The sequence below is a fragment of the Actinoallomurus iriomotensis genome (assembly GCF_030269445.1).
Lineage (GTDB): Bacteria > Actinomycetota > Actinomycetes > Streptosporangiales > Streptosporangiaceae > Actinoallomurus > Actinoallomurus iriomotensis.
In genome coordinates this window covers 465,326-485,826 of record NZ_BSTJ01000002.1, presented here as the reverse complement: position 1 = coordinate 485,826, position 20,501 = coordinate 465,326, and the positions used below count along the sequence as shown (strand labels likewise).

General features: G+C 71.5%; 15 protein-coding genes. 10 read left to right on the top strand and 5 right to left on the bottom strand.

All coding sequences use genetic code 11. The features are described 5' to 3' along the window. Nucleotides 1-115: 115 nt before the first annotated feature. Nucleotides 116-2,926 carry an ATP-binding protein gene (locus QSK37_RS11030; RefSeq protein ID WP_285619546.1) on the bottom strand — a complete coding sequence of 937 codons (2,811 nt, stop codon included), beginning with the start codon at nt 2,924-2,926 and terminating at the stop codon, nt 116-118. 253 nt (nt 2,927-3,179) lie between these two features. Further along, entirely contained in the window at nt 3,180-4,679 is a 1,500-nt protein-coding gene (locus tag QSK37_RS11025; RefSeq protein ID WP_285619545.1) for a carboxylesterase/lipase family protein, read from the bottom strand. A 961-nt stretch (nt 4,680-5,640) separates the two neighbouring features. On the opposite strand from QSK37_RS11025, the gene QSK37_RS51435 reads away from it, so the two are divergent. The 3 genes from QSK37_RS51435 (at nt 5,641) to QSK37_RS11010 (ending at nt 8,408) form a co-directional block, all read left to right on the top strand. Beyond that, on the top strand, nt 5,641-5,814 hold the full coding sequence (locus QSK37_RS51435; RefSeq protein WP_349497956.1) for a hypothetical protein: 174 nt from the start codon (nt 5,641-5,643) through the stop codon (nt 5,812-5,814). Between the two features lie 13 nt (nt 5,815-5,827). Next, complete coding sequence (locus QSK37_RS11015; RefSeq protein ID WP_285619544.1) at nt 5,828-7,651, top strand: bifunctional sugar phosphate isomerase/epimerase/4-hydroxyphenylpyruvate dioxygenase family protein; 1,824 nt, start codon at nt 5,828-5,830, stop codon at nt 7,649-7,651. A gap of 88 nt (nt 7,652-7,739) precedes the next feature. Next, a complete protein-coding gene (locus tag QSK37_RS11010) occupies nt 7,740-8,408 on the top strand; it encodes a TetR/AcrR family transcriptional regulator (RefSeq protein WP_285565664.1) in 669 nt (222 codons plus the stop codon). 11 nt (nt 8,409-8,419) lie between these two features. Here QSK37_RS11010 and QSK37_RS11005 read toward each other — a convergent pair whose 3' ends face one another. The 3 genes from QSK37_RS11005 to QSK37_RS10995 are packed head-to-tail and all read right to left on the bottom strand — an operon-like array spanning nt 8,420 to nt 11,200. Next, complete coding sequence (locus QSK37_RS11005; RefSeq protein ID WP_285619543.1) at nt 8,420-9,208, bottom strand: citryl-CoA lyase; 789 nt, start codon at nt 9,206-9,208, stop codon at nt 8,420-8,422. Beyond that, entirely contained in the window at nt 9,205-10,389 is a 1,185-nt protein-coding gene (locus QSK37_RS11000) for a CaiB/BaiF CoA transferase family protein (RefSeq protein ID WP_285619542.1), read from the bottom strand. Before QSK37_RS11000 ends, QSK37_RS11005 begins: the two co-directional genes overlap by 4 nt. Before the next feature lie 31 nt (nt 10,390-10,420). Then, nucleotides 10,421-11,200, bottom strand: a complete 780-nt coding sequence (locus QSK37_RS10995) for an IclR family transcriptional regulator (RefSeq protein ID WP_285565657.1) — start codon at nt 11,198-11,200, stop codon at nt 10,421-10,423. A 376-nt stretch (nt 11,201-11,576) separates the two neighbouring features. On the opposite strand from QSK37_RS10995, the gene QSK37_RS10990 reads away from it, so the two are divergent. Genes QSK37_RS10990 through QSK37_RS10960 form a run of 7 tightly spaced genes read left to right on the top strand, consistent with a single transcriptional unit; the run spans nt 11,577 to nt 20,472 of the window. Beyond that, complete coding sequence (locus tag QSK37_RS10990; protein ID WP_285619541.1) at nt 11,577-13,052, top strand: aldehyde dehydrogenase family protein; 1,476 nt, start codon at nt 11,577-11,579, stop codon at nt 13,050-13,052. Further along, on the top strand, nt 13,049-14,035 hold the full coding sequence (locus QSK37_RS10985) for a zinc-dependent alcohol dehydrogenase (protein ID WP_285619540.1): 987 nt from the start codon (nt 13,049-13,051) through the stop codon (nt 14,033-14,035). The genes QSK37_RS10990 and QSK37_RS10985 overlap by 4 nt, the downstream gene beginning before the upstream one ends. Continuing rightward, a complete protein-coding gene (locus QSK37_RS10980; RefSeq protein ID WP_285619538.1) occupies nt 14,032-15,825 on the top strand; it encodes a thiamine pyrophosphate-binding protein in 1,794 nt (597 codons plus the stop codon). The genes QSK37_RS10985 and QSK37_RS10980 overlap by 4 nt, the downstream gene beginning before the upstream one ends. A gap of 35 nt (nt 15,826-15,860) precedes the next feature. Further along, nucleotides 15,861-17,027, top strand: a complete 1,167-nt coding sequence (locus tag QSK37_RS10975) for an ABC transporter substrate-binding protein (protein WP_285619537.1) — start codon at nt 15,861-15,863, stop codon at nt 17,025-17,027. Nucleotides 17,028-17,033: 6 nt separating this feature from the next. Beyond that, complete coding sequence (locus tag QSK37_RS10970) at nt 17,034-17,903, top strand: branched-chain amino acid ABC transporter permease (RefSeq protein ID WP_285619536.1); 870 nt, start codon at nt 17,034-17,036, stop codon at nt 17,901-17,903. Continuing rightward, the gene (locus QSK37_RS10965; RefSeq protein ID WP_285619534.1) at nt 17,900-19,720 is read left to right on the top strand and encodes a branched-chain amino acid ABC transporter ATP-binding protein/permease; all 1,821 of its coding nucleotides are present in this window, start codon (nt 17,900-17,902) and stop codon (nt 19,718-19,720) included. The genes QSK37_RS10970 and QSK37_RS10965 overlap by 4 nt, the downstream gene beginning before the upstream one ends. Further along, on the top strand, nt 19,717-20,472 hold the full coding sequence (locus tag QSK37_RS10960; RefSeq protein ID WP_285619533.1) for an ABC transporter ATP-binding protein: 756 nt from the start codon (nt 19,717-19,719) through the stop codon (nt 20,470-20,472). The genes QSK37_RS10965 and QSK37_RS10960 overlap by 4 nt, the downstream gene beginning before the upstream one ends. Nucleotides 20,473-20,501 lie beyond the last annotated feature (29 nt).

Below are 20,501 nucleotides of genomic sequence, written 5' to 3'. Positions count from 1 at the left end.
GACTGTCCCGTAGTTTTAGGCACCGTCCGCGGCCGGCGGCGGCGCCGATCCGACCGGGCGGGCTGGTGGCGAGGCCCGCTCGGGGCACCCTTGCGTCGGGGGGATGCCCTGATCTTTATCCGAGCCCGGACCAATGGTCGGCAGGTTCCGGCCGAGGGAGATGGGCCCGCAGCTCTCGCTTGGAGCGCACGCTCAGCTTGCGGTAGATCCGGGTCAGGTGTGTTTCGATCGTCTTCACCGACAGGGACAGTTGGTGCGCCACCTCGGCGTTCGTCAGACCCTGCGAGGCCAGCGATGCCACTCGCGTCTCCTGGGCCGTGAGCTGCCCGCGCGGCTCCCGCTGGGAACGGCGACGTCCTCCGGCCACCCGCAGCTCGGCCGCGGCACGCGCCGCGAGCCCGACCGCGCCGGCCCGTTCCGCGATCCCGAGCGCCTCGGCGAGATGCTCGCGGGCCGCCAGAGGTTGGTTGACGCGCCGCAGCCATGATCCGGAGTCCAGCAGCACGCGGGCACGTTCCAACGGCAGCGGAACGGGAAGGGCCACCGCTTCGGTGTACAGCGCCAACGCGCTCCGCCTGTCGCCCCTGGCCGCGGCCAGGCCCGCTCGCCCGGCCGACGCGGTCAGGCGGGGCCACATGCCGGGCAGATCATGCATCACCGCCTCGACCCGGCCGCAGACGCGCTCGGCGTCCTCCAGACGGTCCGAACGCAGATGTGCGCGGATGGCGAACGGCGCCCAGGGAACAACGCACGGGTCCCGCACGCCCAGCTCGTCGATCAGCCGTTCCAGCTCGAGATAACCGGCGGAGGCCGCGTCGGTGTCCTCGTCGTTCAGCCTGATCACGGCTTCCAGATGAGCTGCCCACACCCGGCTCATCCACATCAGGTGCGGTGGGCCGGCGGCGGTCAAGAGCGCGCGGGCCCGTCCGGTGTCACCGAACTCACAGGCCAGGGCGGCACGGCTGAGGTCGATCGTTTCGTGCATCAACGGCACCACGTCCGCGACCCGCCCGCAATCGTCGAGCACGCCTCGCGCCTCGGTCAGCCGGCCCTGGCGCAACAGGCTGTCGACCTTGGAGATGTCCAAGGCGAGCTGCGCATGAATGAGTCCCCGGGCCGTCGCCCGCTCCCGAGCTCGACCGCGCACCCGCTCCTCGTCGTCGAACCGCTCACTGAGGCAGGCGATGCTGAGGTAGAGCAGCGTGGGGTCGAAGGGCGAGTTCTGGTCCTCACCGATGTTCAGATCCGTATCGTCGCCCACGAGCGCGCTCAACTCATCGAGGGCGCCGGCGTCCGCATGGGCGTAGTAGTTGACGAAGCTCCGCATCGCGCGCAGCCCGGGGTCGCGGAGCTCGCTCTCGCCGTACAGAGCGTCGATCAGGACGGACGCCGGTGCCGGGCCGGAGCTCTGCCACACCGCGTGTACCTGCTCGACGATGACCGAGCCCACCGTCTCCGGAGCCGACGCGCGGGCGTACTCCAGCGCCTCCTCGGCGGCCCGTCCGGAGCTCGGGATGTCGCTGGCGAAGGCCATCGCCCTTGCGAGCAGCCGCAACGCGCGCACCCTGGGCGCACCGACCAGGTCCGCGGTCGAGGCGGCCGAGCGGCAGCATTCGGCGGCCCGTGTCGGCTGCCCAGCGGCCAGCCAGGCCTCCCCGAGCCGCAGCCACAGCATCCCGGGAACCTCGCCCGCGCACAGTTCGACGGCGGCCTGCAGGTGCTCCACCGCACGCCGCACCGCGCCGGCGCACATCGAGGCGTCGCCCGCCGCGGTCACCGCCGCGATCGCGGCCGGGTCGCCCACCAGGTCGGCCGCCACGGCGTGATGTGCGGCGAGGGAGACCTCACCCAGGCCGGCCAGACGCTCGAAGGCGCGCGCGTGCAGCCGGATTCGACGCACCGGGGACAGGTCCTCGTAGACGGCTCGCGCGATCAGTGGATGGGCGAAAGCCGCCCAACCACGTCGGGTCTCGGTCAGCAGGCCGTTCCCGAAGAGCGCTTCGAGACCGTCGGCTGCCTGTTCGGGATCCAGGCTCGCCACGGGTGGTACGAGGGCCAGCCGGAACTCGCTGCCGAGCACCGAGGCGGCGCGGGCGTACTCGATGGCCTGCGAAGGCAGCGCCGCGAACGTCGACAGCAGTAGCACCCTGCGGAACTCGCCGAGATCGATGCCCTCGGGCTCGGGCAGGCCCCCCTCAGAGATGACGATCTTTGCCAGCTGCTCGATGAGGAACGGGTTCCCCCCGGCCAGGGTCCACGCCCGGCTCGCGAGGTCTCCGCCGTCCGGCCCATCGACCCGGACGCGGTGTTCGGACTGCCGCGAGAGCAGCTCCGCGAGCATCAACTGCGCGCCGGGCCGCGACAGCGGCGCCAGCTCGACGCTGTCCGCGGTGCCGTCGGCCACCAGCTGATCCACCAGCTCCCGCGCGGCGGGCGGCCACGGCCGCAGCCCGGCGATGATCCCGACGGGGACCTCTCGGATCCGCCGGCTGAGGAATGCGATCAGCTCCAGCGAGTCCGGGTCGGACCAGTGCAGGTCATCCAGGAGCAGCAGAACCGGGGTGGTCGACGCGGTCGTCTCCAGCCATGCCCGGGCTCGAAGCCATACCGCCACCCGGGACTCGGCAGGCTCCGCCGCGATCGCGGACGGACCCAGGCGCAGCCCGCCCAGCGGCTCCAGGGCCTGGGCGGCCAGCCCGAGACGGAGCTCCACCTCCATCGCCTGCCCGCGTGCCCGGGCGACCTTCACCCGCGGCCCGGCGCGGTGCGCGGCCAGGTTGAGCAGCGTCGTCTTGCCGAGCCCCGTGTCACCCGTGAGAAACAGTGCACCGCCGCCACCCTTTCTGAGCGCGTGGAGCAACCGGTCGATCGCGCGAAGGCCAGCTGATCGCTCGTGTAAGCGGGCCCGTGAAACCGATTGATCCATTAGCGCCCGAGCGCGGAGTGACGGCGGATCGTGTGGCAGCGGGTCACGTCGGGAGATGGACGGAGGGAGAGAAGACGGCGAATGGAGCTGGCCACAGGCGTCTCCAGGTGGGGGCTCATGATTTCGCACGGAGGTTATCCCGAAGCGGAGATCGTGATAGCGATCCTCTCCGTGACGATCACGTCACCTGTCGTACGGCGCGGGCGGGCGTCCCAGACCGAGAACGCGCACCGGTCGAGGGGCGCCCGATCCGCTATCGGGCCCCTTCCCAGAGCCTGCGTTCGCGGCCTGACGGGTCGCGCACGACGGCGGAGTCCGTGCCGGTGAAGCGGAGGACTGAGCGATGCGGAAGGTAGGAGGGCCAGGCGGGTAGCCGGTCCGTGTCGGGCCGTCCGTGGCGGGCGAAGGAGGTCCACGCGGCGCGCATCCGGTCGGACAGATCGTGGGGAGCACCCGGCCCGCGGAGGGGGTCAGTGGGATTGCCGAAGACGAAGCCGATCTCGGCCATGTGGCAGGCGCCCAGGCGTCCGTCCCGGGCAGGCGAAGGCCAGGCGAACTCGTAGACGAAGGTCGGCGCGCCGTGGGCGGCGCGGGCTTCGGCGAGGCGGATGGCGGGGATGCGATAGGCCATGTCGGTCATCGCGGTGGAGAACAGATCACCAGGCGAGGCGTCCGGACGTGCCGCGCGGTAGACGGCGAGCGCGTTCACGGCGTCCAGACCGAAGGCGGAGAGAAAGCCACGCACGAGGTCGTCCGTGATGTGATCGGCGATGCCCAACGGCACGAGGAACAGCCGGAACTCCTCGGCGTTGGTGCCGGTGAGCACGTCGACCTCGTGGCCGGCTCCCGCGGCGATCGCGTCGATGGGACGGGCCGGCAGAGTGGTTCCGTCGACGACCGGCAGCACGGTGGTGCCGCCGCCGGCGGACTCGCCCCACTCACCCGGGTCGGCGGCTCGGGAGATCTCCTGGGAGAGGGCGGCGTTGGCGGCGATGAGGCGCTCGGGCGGTGTCGTGGCCAGGGCCTCGGTGGTGTGCTCGACACCGGCGAGGGCGGCGAGCCGTTCGGTGATCTTGCGGCCGAGGTGCGCGGAATGGGCGTGGTGTCCGGCACCGCTTTGCAGGATGGCGCGGCGGAACAATCCCTTTCCCCGGGGCATGGCCATCAGGGCGGCGATACTGATGGCACCGGCCGACTGGCCGAAGACGGTGACGTTGTCCGGGTCGCCGCCGAATCCCGCGATGTTCTCGTGGACCCACCGCAGGGCGGCGATCTGGTCGAGCAGGCCGAGGTTGGCGGTGCCGTCGGGTAGGAGGAGAAAGCCCTCGGCGCCGAGCCGGTAGTTGATACTGACGCAGACCACGCCGTCAGCGGCGAGTTTCCCGCCGTCGTAGGTGGGAAGCGAGCCGGACCCGTTACGGAACGCGCCTCCGTGAATCCAGACCAGCACGGGAAGGCGACCGCCGGCGCGCCCGGGAGCCGGGGTCCAGATGTTCAGGTTCAGGCAGTCCTCACCGGGACCTTCCGCCGCCACCAGGAGCCCGGCCAGAGCGGGAAGATAACCCGGCTGGAACATCGAGTTCCCGTGCCGGCGGCAGTCGCGCTCGCCGGACCACGACTCGGGAGGCAGCGGAGGCCGCATGCGGCGAAGGCCGTACGGAGGAGCCGCATACGGAATTCCCAGAAAGGCCGCGACACCGTCCCGCTCCAGTCCGCGTACCCTGCCATGGACGGTAGAGACAGTGATATCCAATATGTGGCTCCTTCGTTCCAACGCTCAGCGGTGATTGTAAACGCGCTCGGGGTTGCTTATCGGACCACCTCGATCACGATACTGACGGTCTTGATCACCGTGGTCGCCGGCCTTGGCGTGCGGTCCGTCCCGGCCGTCCTGTGGCAGACCGGCGAAGGGCTCGAGCGCGACCTTGAGCCGCTTCCCGGCACGGGTCAGGCGCCAGGTGCCCGCTGTGCGCTTCAAATTGTTGCTTCTGGGTGCATTTACTAATTGTTCGGATCTTTACTCCGGTCGAGTCGGGTGGAAATTCTCAGTCCTTGGTGTCTGGGAAGCCGGCAGGCACTAGCGTCAGATCGTCGTCTTAGGGCCACCACGCTCCATATCGACACCCGCAACGGTTTACGGACGCAGGAGAGGAGTTGGCATGGAGACGGGATATGTGACCAGAATTACGGCGCGGCGGCGTCGGCGTTGCGCCCTCACGGCCAAAGTCGTCATGGTCATGGGGTGCACGGCGGCCGGCTTCACGGCAGGAGCGATATACGTACTCAAGGCGACGGCGGGCACGGCCGGACTCCTGGACAAGTAGACCCGGCCGTCCTCATCGCCGCCGTCGACCCTGACGGCGATATCCAATGTGACGTCACCCCTGAGGAGCCGTCCGATGTCGTCGGCCTCGGCATCCGGCCCTGTCGCAGGCGCCGGCCGGCCGCATCGCGGTCATCACCTGACCACGGCCATACGCAGTGCTATAACGTACTAGTTCGTACATTGCGACCGGTCGCTCCGGCGTCTGTCCTGGCTGTCCGAGAAGGAACGGGCATGACTTCATACCTGATCGGGCCGATCGAGTCCGACATCGGGACCTCATCACCCGCCGACCTGCTGGCGGACGCGGACGGTCTCGTCAACGCGACGTCGGTCGGCATGGCCGCGCATCCCGGACGGTGCCGCCGCCCTGCTCCGGCCGGATCTGTGGGTGGCCGACGTGGTCTATCGCCCGCTGGAGACCGCGCTGCTCCGTGAGGCGCGGCGGCTCGGCGGCGGGGAATGGGTCGTCTTCCAGGCCGACGGCGCCTTCCGGCTCTTCACCGGAATCAGGCCCGACGCCGAGCGGATGCTCGTCCACCTGGCCGAACTCATCGGTTCCTGACCCGGAGGAAGGCATGCGCAAATCCATCGCCACGGTGTCGCTCAGCGGCCCGCTGACCGGCAAGCTCCCCGCCGCCGCCGATGCCGGGTTCGATGGCGTGGAGATCTTCGAGGCCGACCTGCTCTCCAGCCCGTCGGCGCCTGAGGAGATACGGGCCAGAGCGGCCGACCTCGGCCTGAGCATCGACCTGTTCCAGCCGTTCCGGGACTTCGAGGCGGTGCCGTCCGACATCCTCGGCCGTAACCTGCGCCGCGCCGAACACAAGTTCGCGGTGATGGAACGCCTCGGAGCCGACCTGCTCCTGGTGTGCTCGAGCGTCTCGCCCGACACGATCGCCGATGACGGGCTCGCCGCTGAACAGCTGCGTCTTCTCGCCGGCCGGGCCGCCGAGCACGGCATCCGCGTCGCCTACGAAGCACTCGCGTGGGGGCGGCACGTCGACGACTACCGGCACGCCTGGCGGATCGTGGAACTGGCCGACCATCCGGCCCTGGGCGTCTGCCTGGACAGCTTCCACATCCTTTCGCGGGGCTCGGACCCGGCCGGCATCGAGGAGATCCCGGCCGAGAAGATCTTCTTCCTCCAGCTCGCCGACGCGCCGTACCTGTCCATGGACGTCCTGCAGTGGAGCCGCCACTACCGCTGTTTCCCCGGGCAGGGCGCCTTCGACGTGGCCGGGCTGGTGGGCCACGTCCTGCGGGCCGGCTACCGGGGACCCCTGTCGCTGGAGGTCTTCAACGACATCTTCCGGCAGGCCGACGCCGGCCGTACCGCTCGCGACGCCATGCGCTCCCTGATCGCATTGGAGGAGTCCGTCTCCGCGCGCCTCGGGCCGGAGGCGACCGGCCTCGTCCCGCCGCCCGCTCCCGTCGTGCCGACCGGCTTCGCGTTCGCGGAGCTGGCCACGCCCGACACCGGGCGGCTGAGCGGGCTCCTCACCGCCCTCGGGTTCGCCCGTACCGGCGGACACCCCACCAAACCGGTTGAGCTATGGGAGCAGGACCAGGCCCGCATCCTGCTGAACACCGGCGACCCGGACAGCGCGACCGGCCCGGCCCTGTCCGCGATCGGCCTGGAGACACCCGACCCGGCGGGTTCGGTCAAGCGCGCGGAGTCGCTGCTCGCACCGGTCCTGCCGAGGCGCCGCGGTCCTCGCGAGGCGCCCCTGGACGCGATCGCGGCGCCGGACGGCACCGCACTGTTCTTCTGCCGTACGGCGCGGCCGGACCATCCGAGCTGGACCGACGACTTCACCGAGGTGCCGAGCGACCCGGTGCCGTCCGCCGGGATCACCCACATCGACCATGTGGCGCTCACCCAGCCATGGCACTACTTCGACGAGGCGTCGCTGTTCTACCGCAGCGTGCTGGGGCTGCGACCGGACGAGAGCCTGGAGCTCGCCGACCCGTACGGCCTGCTGCGCAGCCGGGCGGTGGCCGGCCCGGACGGCGCCGTACGCGTCGCGCTCAACGTGGCGTATGTCGGGGCGCGACCGGGTGCGCCGCAGATCCCGTGGCAGCACGTCGCACTGGGCAGCCGGGACATCGTGGCCACCGCACGGCGGCTGCGCGCGGTCGGGGACCTGCTGCTGCCCATCCCCGCCAACTATTACGACGACCTCGAAGCCCGCCACGACCTGGGCGCCGAGCGGCACCGGACCCTCCGCGAGCTCGGCCTGCTGTACGACCGCGACGACCACGGGGAGTTTCTCCACCTCTACACGCGGACCACCGGGCACGTCTTCTTCGAGATCGTGCAGCGCGTCGGAGACTACCGAGGGTACGGAGCGGTCAACGCGTCCGTGCGACTGGCCGCCCAGCACACCGGCTCGGACTGAGCCCGGACACTACGGTACGGCGGTTCGCTCGATGAGAGGAGAATCGTGTACCGCCGGTGAAGACCCGATCTCGTCCCCGTGGAGTCACATGTCCTCGCAGCCCGCCACCGCCGCCTCGGAGGAACGCCGCCGCGACGCCGACCGCACCAGGGCCGAGATCCTCGAGGTCGCCCACCGGGAGTTCGCCCGGCAGGGATACGCCGGCGCCCGGGTGGACGAGATCGCCGCCCTGACGCGGACGACCAAGCGGATGATCTACTACTACTTCGGCGGCAAGGAGAACCTGTACATCGCCGTTCTGGAGAAGGCCTACGCCGAGGTCCGCGCCGCGGAGTCGGCCATCGACGTCGAGCACCTCGCGCCGGTGGAGGCGATCCGCACCCTGGCCGAGCTGACCTTCGACCACCACGACGCGCACCAGGACTTCATCAAGCTGGTGAGCATCGAGAACATCCACCGCGCCGAACATCTCCGGCGGTCCCAGACGCTGGTGAACCTCGGCACGCCGGTGACCGACCTGATCTCGCGCATCCTCGACGCCGGCCGGGCCGCCGGCGACTTCGTCGCCGCCGCCGACGCCATCGACGTGCACATGATGATCAGCTCGTTCTGCTTCTTCCGCATCGCCAACCAGCACACCTTCGGCGCGCTCTTCGGACGGGATCTGACCGCGCCGGAACACCGGGAGCGGCACCGGACCATGGTCGGCGAGATGACCGTCGCCTACCTCACCGGAGCGGGCGTACGACCGGAGTGACGGCGACGCCGTCAGGCGATGTGGGCGGGGAGGATCGAGCGGGGGATCGGGCCCTTGTTGCGCCGCCCCTGCTCCATCTCCTCCCACGCGTGCGCGAGGATGCCGATGCTCCGGCTCAGGACGAACAGCCCGCGTGCGAGTGGGGCCGGGAAGCCCAGCTCCGCGTAGACGATGGCGGTGGCGCCGTCGATGTTCATCGGCACCGGTCTGCTGCGCTCGCGGCCCAGGACGGTCTCGACCGCCCGGCCCGCACGTAGATGGTCTCCGGCGACCACACCGTCGGCCACCGCCGCGTCCACCAGGGACAGCAGGGGGCCGCGGCGGGGGTCGACGGGATGGAACCGGTGCCCGTAACCGGGCAGATAGCGCGGGCGTGACGCGATGACCCGTCCGGCGGCGGCCTCGATGTCGAGGCCGCCGGCCTCGGCCGCGAGGACGTCGGTGAGCAACTCGACGCACTGTTCGCCCGCTCCGCCGTGCGAGTCGCCGAGGCTGTTGACGCCGGTGGCCATGGCGTTGTTGAGGCCGACCCCGCAGGTCGCCGCCATGCGCGCGATGGCGATCGAGGGAGCCTGCGGTCCGTGGTCGACGGCGGAGACCAGGGCCGCCTCGAGCAGCGCCGCCTGTGCCGGATCGGGTGTCTCTCCCCGCAACATGAGCCAGATCATGGAGCTGAGGCTCGTGGTCCCGATGAGGTCCTGGACGGGACGTCCCCGCAGTTCGATCACACCGGGCTCCATGTGGGAGACGGCGGTCGCCCACCACCCGGCGACCTCTCCGGTCGGGTCGACATCACTCATGAAGCCTCCGCACCCTTCCACCGCGCCGCGAGTGCGGGCAGTTCGTCGTTGTCCTGGCCGAGGAGGGGCGGCGGCGCGGCAGGACGCAGGGGTTCGCCGTCGTGCAGCACTCCACTGCCGGTGACGCGTACGGTGCGGGCGGACCCGTCGGGAAACGGCAGGTCGGTCAGGAACCCGCGATGGCGCAGCTGCTCCAGCCGGAGGGCCTGCGGCACGGTGGCGATCCGGGCGGCCGGCACACCGGCGGACGTCAGGATCCGTTCCCATTCTTCGGCGGTACGGCGGCGCAGCGCGGTGTTGAGCTCCCGACCCAGCGCGCCGCGGTGGCGTTTGCGTGCCTCCCGGTCGGCGAACCGGGGGTCGGTGGCGAGTTCGGGCCGGTCGACCAGCCGGCAGAGCGTCTCGAACTGCCGTTGCTGGTTGGCCGCGATGTTGAGCGGTCCGTCCGCGGCCGTGAAGGTGCCCGACGGGGCGGCCGTGGCGTTCTGGTCGCCCATCGGTTCGGGTGCGGCGCCGCTCACCAGGTAGTTGGAGACCGTCCACCCCATGGCGGAGATGGCCGCCTCGAGCATGGACACGTCGAGGAACGTCCCCGTGCCGGTCACCGAGCGCCTCGCGAGCGCCGCGGCGACGTGCAGGGCGGCGGCCAGGCCGCCGACCGTGTCACAGACCGGGAAGCCGACCCGCAGCGGCGCCGTCTCCGGTGTCCCGGTGACGCTCATCATCCCGGACAGGCCCTGGATGATCTGGTCGTACGCGGGCGCCTGACTCATCGGGCCCGTCTGCCCGAAGCCGGAGATGGCGCAGTAGACGAGGCGTGGATTGATCTCTTGCAGCCGCGGCCAGCCGAAGCCCAGGCGGCCGAGGGTGCCGGCCCGGAAGTTCTCCAGCAGCACGTCCGCGCCGCGGAGCATCTCGGTGAACCCGTCCCGGTCAGCCGGGTCCTTCAGGTCCAGTTCGACGGACTTCTTGCCGGCGTTCTGGGCGAGGAAGGAGGCGCCCAGCCCGGCGCCGTTGAGCGCCGGGTCCGGGCCGAGACGCCGGGCCAGGTCGCCCTGGCCGGGCAGCTCGACCTTGACGACCTCGGCCCCGAGCAGCATGAGCTGGTAGCTGCAGTACGGCCCGGCGAGCACGTTGGTCAGGTCGAGTACCCGGACTCCGCTGAGCGGGCGTTCGTGCATTCGTGGACTCCTTCGGCGGGCCGCGCGTCGGTCAGATCGTGGGACTGAGCGGATGGTCGAAACCGCGTTCGGACATCTGCCGGGCGGCGTCGCGCAGGTCCTTGGCGAACTGCTCGACCTGCTGGTCGGAGAACCGGACGGTGGGGCCGCTGAGTGACAGCGCGGCGACGACCGTGCCGGACCGCCCCACGACCGGGACGGCGACGGCCGACAGGCCGTCCTCCCGCTCGCCGTGGCTCGCCGCCCACCCGCGATGGGCGGCCTCCTCGATCCACTCGGTGAGCCGCTTGACATGCCCTTCTCCGTACGGGGAACTGCGCGCCACACGCCGCAGGAGGCTTTCCGGAGCGTCGCGGAGCAGCACCTTCGAGGAGGCTCCCGCCCACAGCGGGAGCTCGTCGCCGACGTGCACCACGTGGCGCAGCGGCTGAGGGCTCTCCTGCTGGGCGATGCAGACGCGGTGGATGTCGCGGAGCATGTAGAGGTTGACGGTCTCCCGCCGGCGCGCGCCGAGGTCGCGCATGAGCTTCTGCGTCTCGGGTGGCAGCTCCCAGCTGCTGCGCGCCAGGTGTGCCCACCGCCAGAGCCCCGGCCCGGCGAGGTAGCCGCTGGGCGCGGCCCACAACAGGCCGTTCTGCTCCAGTGTGTGGACCAGGCGGATCACTGTGGTCTTGGCCAGGCCCGTCGCCTCGACGATGTCCCGGATCGACACCGAGGGCCGCTCCTCGCTCAGCAGCGACAGGATGTCCAGGGCCCGCTGGACGCTGCGGACGCCGGGAGCCTCGGCCGATGATCCGTTCTCTGTGCTCACTGCTCTTCATCCCCGATCGTGACTGCGGACGGTCCGTGTCCGATGGTGCCTTCCACGCCGGCGGCCGTCCGCAGAACCCGTCCGGACTGAGGACGGTTCGTACGGTACACCCCGTCCATGAAGCGGTCTAGCGAGACCGCCTGACGGTCCCCGGCGAGGCGGGGATTGGGTCTTCCCTCGGTTCGGCGCTTCCCCTATAACTAACTCACTGGTTCGAACATTGGGTCCCGTCCTTCGGTCGCGGCCCTGACCGATGGTCGCGCGGTCCGCGATTTTCGGGGCGGTGACTGTTGCCAGGACCGGCCGGAGCGGCCTACCGTGGCCCGGCAGTCCGTGCAGTGGTTCGATAAGTCCGCTCAGTGGTCCAGGAGGATCAATGCTGCAGACGCTCCTGAAGGTCGGAGACGATCTCGTGCAGGCCGCCGCGCTGGTGGCCGGGGAGTGGGGCGGTGAGGGGCCGCAGACCGAACGGGCCGGACCGTACCTGCGCCGTCCGGTCAGCCGGGCGCCCGTGGCGCGCCCGGCCGACGTCGCCGCCGTCCGCGACTACGCGCGGGACGCCGCCCGCCGGGTCGCCCGGCTGTCCCCGGCCGCCCGCGCCGACATCCTCGAACGCGCCTCGGCCGGCGCCGTGCGAAACCGCGACGCTCTCGCCCGGCTCCTCGCGCTCGAGCTGGGCAAGCCCGTCAGGGACGGGCGCGGCGAGATCGATCGGGTGGCCGACACTTTCGCGGTCTGCGCCGCCGAGGCACGGCGGATCGGCGGGGAGAACCTGCCGGTCGCGGGCTGGGGGAGAGGGGTCGGCACCACCGCCTTCACGTACCGCGCGCCGGTGGGCGTCGCACTGGCGATCACCCCCTTCAACGCCCCGGCCAACCTCCTGGCCCACAAGCTCGGCGCCTCGTTCGCCGCGGGCAACACCACGATCGTCAAGGCGCCGCCCCAGGCGCCCGCGACCTCGACGGCGATCGTGGCGCTGCTGCTCGAGGCCGGCATGCCGTACGAGGCCGTCCAGCTGCTGCACGGCGGAGGCGAGGTGGGAGCCGCGCTGTGCGCCGCCGAGGAGGTCGGCGTCATCAGCTTCACCGGCAGCGCGGAGACCGGCGACGCCGTCGCCCGGGCCGCCGGGGCCAAGCGGCTGGTGCTGGAGCTGGGCGGAAACGCGGCCACGATCGTGTGCGAGGACGCGGACATCGCCGAGGCCGCGCGCGTCTGCGCGCGCACCGGCTACACCAACTCCGGGCAGAGCTGCATCTCCGTGCAGCGTGTCTACGTGCAGCGGACCCGGATCGCCGAGTTCCTCGAGCACTTCACCGCGGCGGTGGGCGCGCTCAGGGTCGGCGACCCGCTCGACGACGGCACCGACGTCGGTTCGATGGTCGACGACGAGGCCGCGGAACGCGTCGTGCGCTGGAGCGCAGAGGCCGCCGCCGGGGGCGGCCGGATCCTGCTCGGCGGAACGCGGGAGGGTGCGACCGCCGCGCCGACCATCGTGGCGGAGCCGCCACCGGACGCCTCCGTCATCACCCGCGAGGTCTTCGGGGCGCTGGTCGCGGTGCAGCCCTACGACACGCTTCCCGAGGTGATCGACCGCTGCAACGCGAGCCGGTTCGGGCTGCAGGCCGGGCTGTTCACCCGCGACATCGATCGGATCGTCACGGCCTGGCGGGACCTGGAGGTCGGCGGGCTCGTGGTCAACGGATCCTCCAACTTCCGCCTGGACCACGTGCCGTTCGGCGGCGTCAAGGACTCCGGCTTCGGGCGCGAGTCGCCCCGCTGGATGATCGAGGACTACACGACCGTCAAGACCCTGCTGCTGCGCGGCACCTCCCTCTGGGGTGACCACGCGTGAGGGCCGTCACCCTCGTCTCCCCGGGCGCCGTCGCCGTCATGGACGACTGGCCGGAGCCGGTCTGCGGGCCCGGTGAGGTCGTCGTCGCCGTCCACGGCGTCGGGCTGTGCGGGTCCGACCTGGCCGTGGTCGCGGGCCACCGTCCGGTGCCCGCTCTGCCCTGGGTGCTCGGCCATGAGGCGTTCGGCGTGATCCTGTCCACCGGCCGGGAGGTCACCGACCGGCGTCCGGGCCAGCGCGTGGTGGTGGAGCCGAACTACCCCTGTCTGGCCTGCGGACCCTGCCGCGCCGGCGTCACGTCGGGCTGCCGGGCGCGTCGCGCGGCCGGCATCTCCGAGCACGGCCTGCTGGCCGAGCGCGTCGCGGTCCCCGCGCGGTTCACCTGGCCCGTGCCCGACTCGTGGGACGACGCCGACGTCGTCTGCGTCGAACCGCTCACCGTCGCGGTCGGCGCCGTCCGGGCCGGCGGCCTGCGCGCCGGCGATCCGTGCCTCGTCGTCGGGGCCGGGGCGCAGGGACTTCTCGTGTGCCTGGCGGTCCGGCAGGCCGGCGGGGTGCCGTACGTCGTCGAACCGCACGAAGGCCGCCGGGCGCTCGCGTCCGAGGTCGGCGCCGGGATCGCCGCCGAGGGCACGAGGTTCCCGGTCGCGATCGAGACCTCCGGCGTCCCCGAGGCGTTCGAGGCCACGGTGGACCGCGTCGCCGACGGCGGCCGCCTCATCGTCGTCGGGCAGAGCAGCCGGCCCGCACGGCTGTCCACGTTCACGCTGGTGCAGCGGCGGCTCACCCTGCGGGGCCGCCTCATCTACGACCACCCCGGCGACTTCGCCCACACGATCGCGCTGCTGCGCGACCACGACCTGCGGCCGGGGCGCGTCCTGCGCGCCCGGTTCGAGCTCGCCGACGCTCCGGCCGCCTTCGCCCAGGCAGCCGATGTGCCCGGCAAGTCCTGGATCAGCCTGCCCCGTACGGAGGACTCATGACTGTGGAGACCCGGTCCGCTATGAGCGACCCCGCCGGTGACCCGCCGAGCGTTCCGGCGGCGCAGGCCCTCGTCGGCCAGCTGGAGTCGTACGGCGTGGAGTACGTCTTCGGCACCTGCGGGCACACCAACATCGCGTTGCTCGACGCGCTGAGCCGCAGCTCGATCGGCTTCGTCATCGCCCGGCACGAGCAGGCCGCCGCGCACGCGGCGGACGGCTACGCCCGCGCCTCCGGGCGACCGGGGGTCCTCCTCACGCACGTCGGGCCGGGGATGATGAACGCCGTCACCGGGGTCGCGACCGCCGCGCTCGACTCGGTGCCCCTGGTGGCGATCTCCGGCGACGTGCCGTCGTACTACCACGGCCGGCATCCGCACCAGGAGGTCAACCTCCACGCCGACGCCGACCAGACCGCGATCTTCCGGCCCTTCGTCAAGCGCGCCTGGCACGTCCACCGCGCGCAGGACCTGGGCCGGTTCGCCGAGCGTGCGTTCTGGACCGCGACGTCGGGCCGTCCCGGGGCGGTGTTGCTCAACGTCCCGATGGACCTGTTCTCCCGCCCGGTACGGCCGACGGCCCGTCCGCTGCCGGTCACGGCCCCGGCGCCCGCCCTGCCCGAGGAGGACGCCCGGCGGATCGCCGGCCTGCTAGCGGAGGCCGAACGGCCCCTGATCTACCTCGGTGGCGGCCTGCGGCGAGGCGAGGGCCGGGCCGCCCTGCTGTCGATCGCCGAGCGGTTGGACATCCCGATCGCACACTCGCTCATGGGCAAGGGCGCGATCCCCGACGACCACCCGCTCCTGCTCGGCATGCCCGGGTTCTGGGGACTGGAGCTCACCAACGCCCGCACTCGTGAGGCCGATGTCGTGCTGGCGCTGGCCACCCGGTTCGCCGAGACCGACGCCAGCTCCTGGGAACCGGAGTACAACTGGAACTTCCCCGCCTCCCGGCTGATCCAGATCGACGTCGACCCCGCCGAGATCGGCCGCAACTACCCCGTGGAGATCGGCGCGGTCGCCGACGTGACGCTCGCGGTGCGGGCGATCGACGCCGCGCTGCGGGAACTCCGGCCCGAGCCGGTCGCCCGGCCGGCCCTGCGCGAGCGGATCCGCGCCGCCCGCGGCGAGCTGTTCGCGGGCAGCCGCGAGCGCGGCCGCAGCGATGCCTTCCCGCTGCGTCCCGAACGCATCCTGAACGACCTGCGCGAGGCGCTTCCCGCCGACGCCGTGCTGGTCACCGACGTGGGATGGAACAAGAACGGCGTCGCCCAGTGCTACCCGCTGCCGCCCGAGGGGTGTTTCGTCACGCCCGGCGGCGCGTCCACGATGGGCTTCGGGCCCGCTGCCGCCGTGGGCGTGCAGATCGCCGAGCCCGGCCGCGTCGTGGTGGCCCTCGTCGGCGACGGCGGCATGAGCGCCCAGCTGCCGGCGGTGCCGATGGCGGTCGAGCAGGGGCTCCCGGTCATCTTCGTGGTGATGAACAACCGCGCCCACGGGACCATCGCGGACCTGCAGGCGACGAGCTTCGGCGGCACCTACGGATGCGAGTTCCGCGATCCGGACGGCCGGGCCTACAGCCCGGACTTCGCCGCGTACGCCCGCGCCTGTGGGGCGGACGGCCACGCGGTGGCCTCGCCCGGCGAGCTCCTGCCGGCGCTGCGCTCGGCGGTGAGCCGGCGGCGCCCCGCCGTGCTCGACGTGCCCATGGTCAACGAGCCGGTGCCCACTCCCGGGCACTGGAACATCAAGGACATCTACCAGGGCGTCTTCCCCGACGACGACGCGTCCTGATCCTCCAACCGCCCCCCACCACAGAGGTGACCTCCATGTCCCATCGTGTCGGCCCGACCAGAATCGGTTCTCGCGCGTTCGCCGCGGTGGCCATGGCCGCCGTCCTCGCCGGAGGTTGTGCGGCTCCCGGCGAGTCCAAGGACTCCGGCTCCAGCGGATCCGGCCCCATCAAGATCGCAGTCATCGACGCCCAGAGCGGGCAGCTGAGCTCGCTCGGCAAGTGGGAGTACAAGGGTGCCAAGCTCGCCGTCGACGAGTGGAACAAGGCCGGTGGCGTGAACGGCCGGAAGATCCGGCTCGACGTCTTCGACGACCAGGGCGACCCCACCGTGGGCACCACGCTGGCCCGCAAGATCGACAGCCAGAAGTACATCGCGATGCTCGGCACGGCCGAGAGCGCCGTCACGATCGCGATGGCCCCCACGCTCCGCCAGGCCGAGATCCCCAACATCGCCTCGGGTCAGTCGCCGGGGATGGTGGCGCTGAAGAGCCCCTTCCTGTTCCTCAACGGGCCGACCAGCACGACGTACGACGACACGCTCGCCAAGTACCTCATCGACGGCAAGAAGCTGAAGAAGATCGCGATGATCAGCAACAACGGCGCCTACGGCAAGGGTGAGCACGACGCGTTCCTCAAGGCGCTGTCCGGCCGGGGGATCACCCCGGCGGCCGACGAGGTCGTCACGACCGACCAGAAGGACTTCAGCGCGCAGCTCACCAAGATCCGCCAGAAGCAGCCCCAGGCGGTCTTCATCGGCTCGGAGGAGGTGGAGTCCGGGCTGATCGTCAAGCAGGCCCGGGACCTGGGGATCACCGCGCCCTTCGCGGGAGCGGCGCCGCAGGGCACGCCGGTGTTCCGCGACACCGCGGGCGTCGCCAACGTCGAGGGCACCATCGTCAGCTCGCCGTACCTCAGCAACGACACGAGCGACGCCACGAAGAAGTTCGCCGCCGCCTACAAGGCGGCCTACGGCGAGGAGGCCGAGTTGCACGGCGCGAAGGCCTACGACGGCGCGCAGATCCTGCTGACCGCGCTGAAGAACTCGGGCGTCGCGACCGGCAGGAAGCTCGCCGACGCGATCCGCGCGGTGAGGTATCAGGGCCTGATGGGCGACTTCGCCTTCGACCAGACCGGGGTGGGCATCTCCGCCACCTCCATCGGGGTCATCAAGAAGGGGAACCTGGTCAAGGCCGAGGGCTGACGAACCATGCAGGTCTTCCTTCAGACGCTGATCGGCGGGCTCAGCCTCGGCGCCGTCTACGCGCTGGTCGCCATGGGCTTCTCCCTGGTCTACCGGACCATGGGGCTGGTCAACTTCGCGCACGCCGACGTCCTGATGATCGGGGCGTACACCGCGTCGACGTTCTACACGTCCACCCGGCTGCCCTTCGCCGTCGCCATGGTGTCGGCGATCGCCGTCACCGGCCTCATCGGGCTCGTCATCGAGCGGGTGCTGCGTCCGCTGGAGAACAAGGACGTCACCCTGATGCTGATCGGCACGATCGGGTTCGGCATGGTCCTGCAGGCGGTCGCCATCCTCATCTGGGGCGCGACCGGGCGGGCCGTCCCCTCGCCGGTCAAGGCGGCGCCGCTCCAGGTCCTCGGGCTGCGGATCCGGACCTACGACCTGGTCGTCGTGGCCGTCGCCGCGGTCGCCGTCGTCCTGCTCGTGGCCTTCCTGCAGCGCACCAAGCGCGGCGCCGCGATGCAGGCGGTCGCGATGGACCACGAGGCGGCCACCGCGGTCGGCATCCACGTCGGGCGCAGCAACGCGATCGCGTTCGCGATCGGCGCCGGGCTGGCGGCCCTCGCCGGCGGCCTGGTCGGCCCGATGCTGTACGTGAGTCCGACGATGGGCGGCACGCTCGGCATCAAGGGGTTCGCCGCGGCCATGCTCGGCGGCTGCGGCAACATCCCCGGCGCCGTCGTCGGCGGCCTGGCCATCGGCGTCCTGGACTCCTACGCCGCCGGGCACTTCCAGGGGTACTCCGAGCTGGTGGTGTTCCTCGTCTTCACCGCGATCATCATGATCCGCCCGACCGGCCTGTTCGGCGAGACGACGGTGAGCCGCGCATGAGCCTCTCACCCCGACGTTTCATCCGCCCGGCGGGCCTGGTGGCGCTGGTGGTGGTGGCCTGGGCCCTGCCGTACGGGCTGGGCGGCTATGCCATCCACGTCGTCGACATCGCGCTGGTGTTCGCGCTGCTGGCGATCGGGATGGGCCTGGCCATGGGCATCGCCGGCCAGATCAACCTGGCGCAGATCGCCTTCTTCGGCGTGGCCGCGTACGCGACGGCGATCCTCACCACGCGAAGCGGCCTGGGCTTCTGGACGGCCGCGGTGCTGGCCGTGCTCGCGACCGGGCTGATCGGCCTGCTCGTGGCGATTCCGGCGCTGCGCATGCAGTCGCACTACCTGGGCATCGTCACGCTCGGCCTGGCCCTCGGCTTCATCAACTGGACCACGAACGCCGAGCTGGCCGGCGGCGCGGACGGCATCTCCGCGATCCCGGTGCCGCCGCTGTTCGGCGTCGACCTGTCGAGTGAGTACCTCTACTACTACCTGGAAGTGGTGGTGTTCGCGGTCGCTCTGGCGTTCGGCCTGTTCGTGGCCCGTACGTCGCTCGGCCGCCGGATGCGGGCGATGCGCGACGACCCCCTGGCCGCGGGAGCGGTCGGGGCGCAGATCCCGCTGCTGCGGATGACCGCGTTCCTGCTCGCCAGCGTGTACGGGGGAGTGGCGGGCGTGCTGTACGCGGGTCTGGTCCGTTTCGTCGCGCCCGACACGTTCAACATCGCCAACATGTTCCTGCTGCTGGCGATGGTCGTCATCGGCGGGCGGCAGAGCCTGGTCGGCTGTGTCATCGGCGCCGCCGGCCTGTCGCTGGTACGCGAGCAGCTCGTGGACCACGCCACCTACGCCCAGCTGGGCTTCGGCGTCGTCGTGGTCGGCATGGTCGTCTTCGCGCCCACCGGCCTGGCCGGAATCCCGGCGCGGCTGCGCGGCGTGCTGGAGCGGCGGCGGGGCTCGGCCGTACGCGCGACGCTGCGACCCTTCCAGCCGTACGAGCCGGCCGGAGAGACGGAGAGGGACGACGGGCCGCCGATCCTGGAGGTCCGCGAGGTCGGCAAGCGGTTCCGGGGGCTGAAGGCCCTGGACGGCGTGTCGCTGACCGTGTGTCACGGCGAGATCCGGGGCATCGTCGGGCCCAACGGCTCGGGCAAGACGACGCTGTTCAACGTGGTCAGCGGGTTCTACCGCGCGTCGGCCGGGCAGATCGCCCTGGCCGGGCGGCCCGTGTCCGGCGCCCGCCCGTACCGGCTGTCCCTGCTCGGCCTGGCCCGCACCTTCCAGAACCTGCGGCTGTTCGACGACCTGACAGTCAAGGACAACGTGCTGGTCGCCCTGGACCGGACGCCGACGCGGGCGATCTGGCGGTACGTCCTGTGGCCGGTCGCCATCTGGCGGCGGGAACGCCGGCTCGACCACAGGGCCGACGAGCTGCTCGCCCGCTTCGGGCTGACCGAGTTCGCCGCGACGCGGCCGAGCTCCCTGCCGTACGGGATCCAGCGCCGGATCGAGATCGCACGCGCCATGGCGGGATCGCCGCGGCTCCTGCTGCTGGACGAGCCGGCCGCCGGCCTCAACGGTGAGGAGGTGCGGCAGCTCGCCGAGATCGTCCGCTCCATCCGCGACAGCGGCGTCACCGTCGTGCTCATCGAGCACAACATGGGCCTGGTCATGTCGCTGTGCGAACGCGTGACCGTGCTGGCGGGCGGCTCGATCATCGCCGAAGGCACCCCGGCCGAGGTGGTCGGCCACCCCAAGGTGATCGAGGCCTACCTCGGCGACTCGGCGATGGCCGACCTGCCGCTGCCGGAGGTGACCCAGTGAACGAGCCCAGGACCGTACCGGCCGAGAAGGAGACCCCGCCGGGCGACACGCTCACCGTGGAGGGGCTGTCGGTGCACTACGGCGGCGTCCGCGCGGTCCGGTCGGTCGACTTCACCGTGGCCCCCGGCCAGGCGGTCGGTATCATCGGCGCCAACGGAGCGGGGAAGACCTCGACCCTGAAGGCGCTGATGGGCCTGGTGCCGCGCAGCGGGCGGATCCGGTTCGGTGACACCGACATGACGGCGGTGCGGGCGCGAGACGTCGTCCGCCACGGCATCGGGTACGTCCCCGAGGGCCGGCACGTCTTTCCCGGCCTGACGGTCGAGCGGAACCTGCTGCTCGGGGCGTACACCCGTCCGTGGCGATCCGGGCGGACCCGGCGAGCCCTGGGCGAGGCGTACGAGCTGTTCCCGGTGCTGGGGGAGATGCGCGGCCGGCTGGCCGGCGCGCTGTCGGGAGGCCAGCAGCAGATGCTGGCGGTGGGCCGAGCGCTCATGGCCGAGCCGAGGCTGCTGCTTCTCGACGAGCCGTCGATGGGCCTGTCGCCCAAGCTCGTCGAGGACATCCTGGCAGTGCTGCGCCGGCTGCGGGAGGAGGGCCTGAGCCTGCTGCTGGTGGAGCAGAACGCCAAGCTCACCTTCGAGGCGACCAGTGACTGCCTGGTCATGGAGAACGGCGAGGTCGTCATGACCGGCACCTCCGCCGAGCTGCGCGACGACGTCCGCGTCCGCCGGATCTACCTGGGGCTCTAAACGTCGGTGGCGGCCGGCGAGCCGGCCGC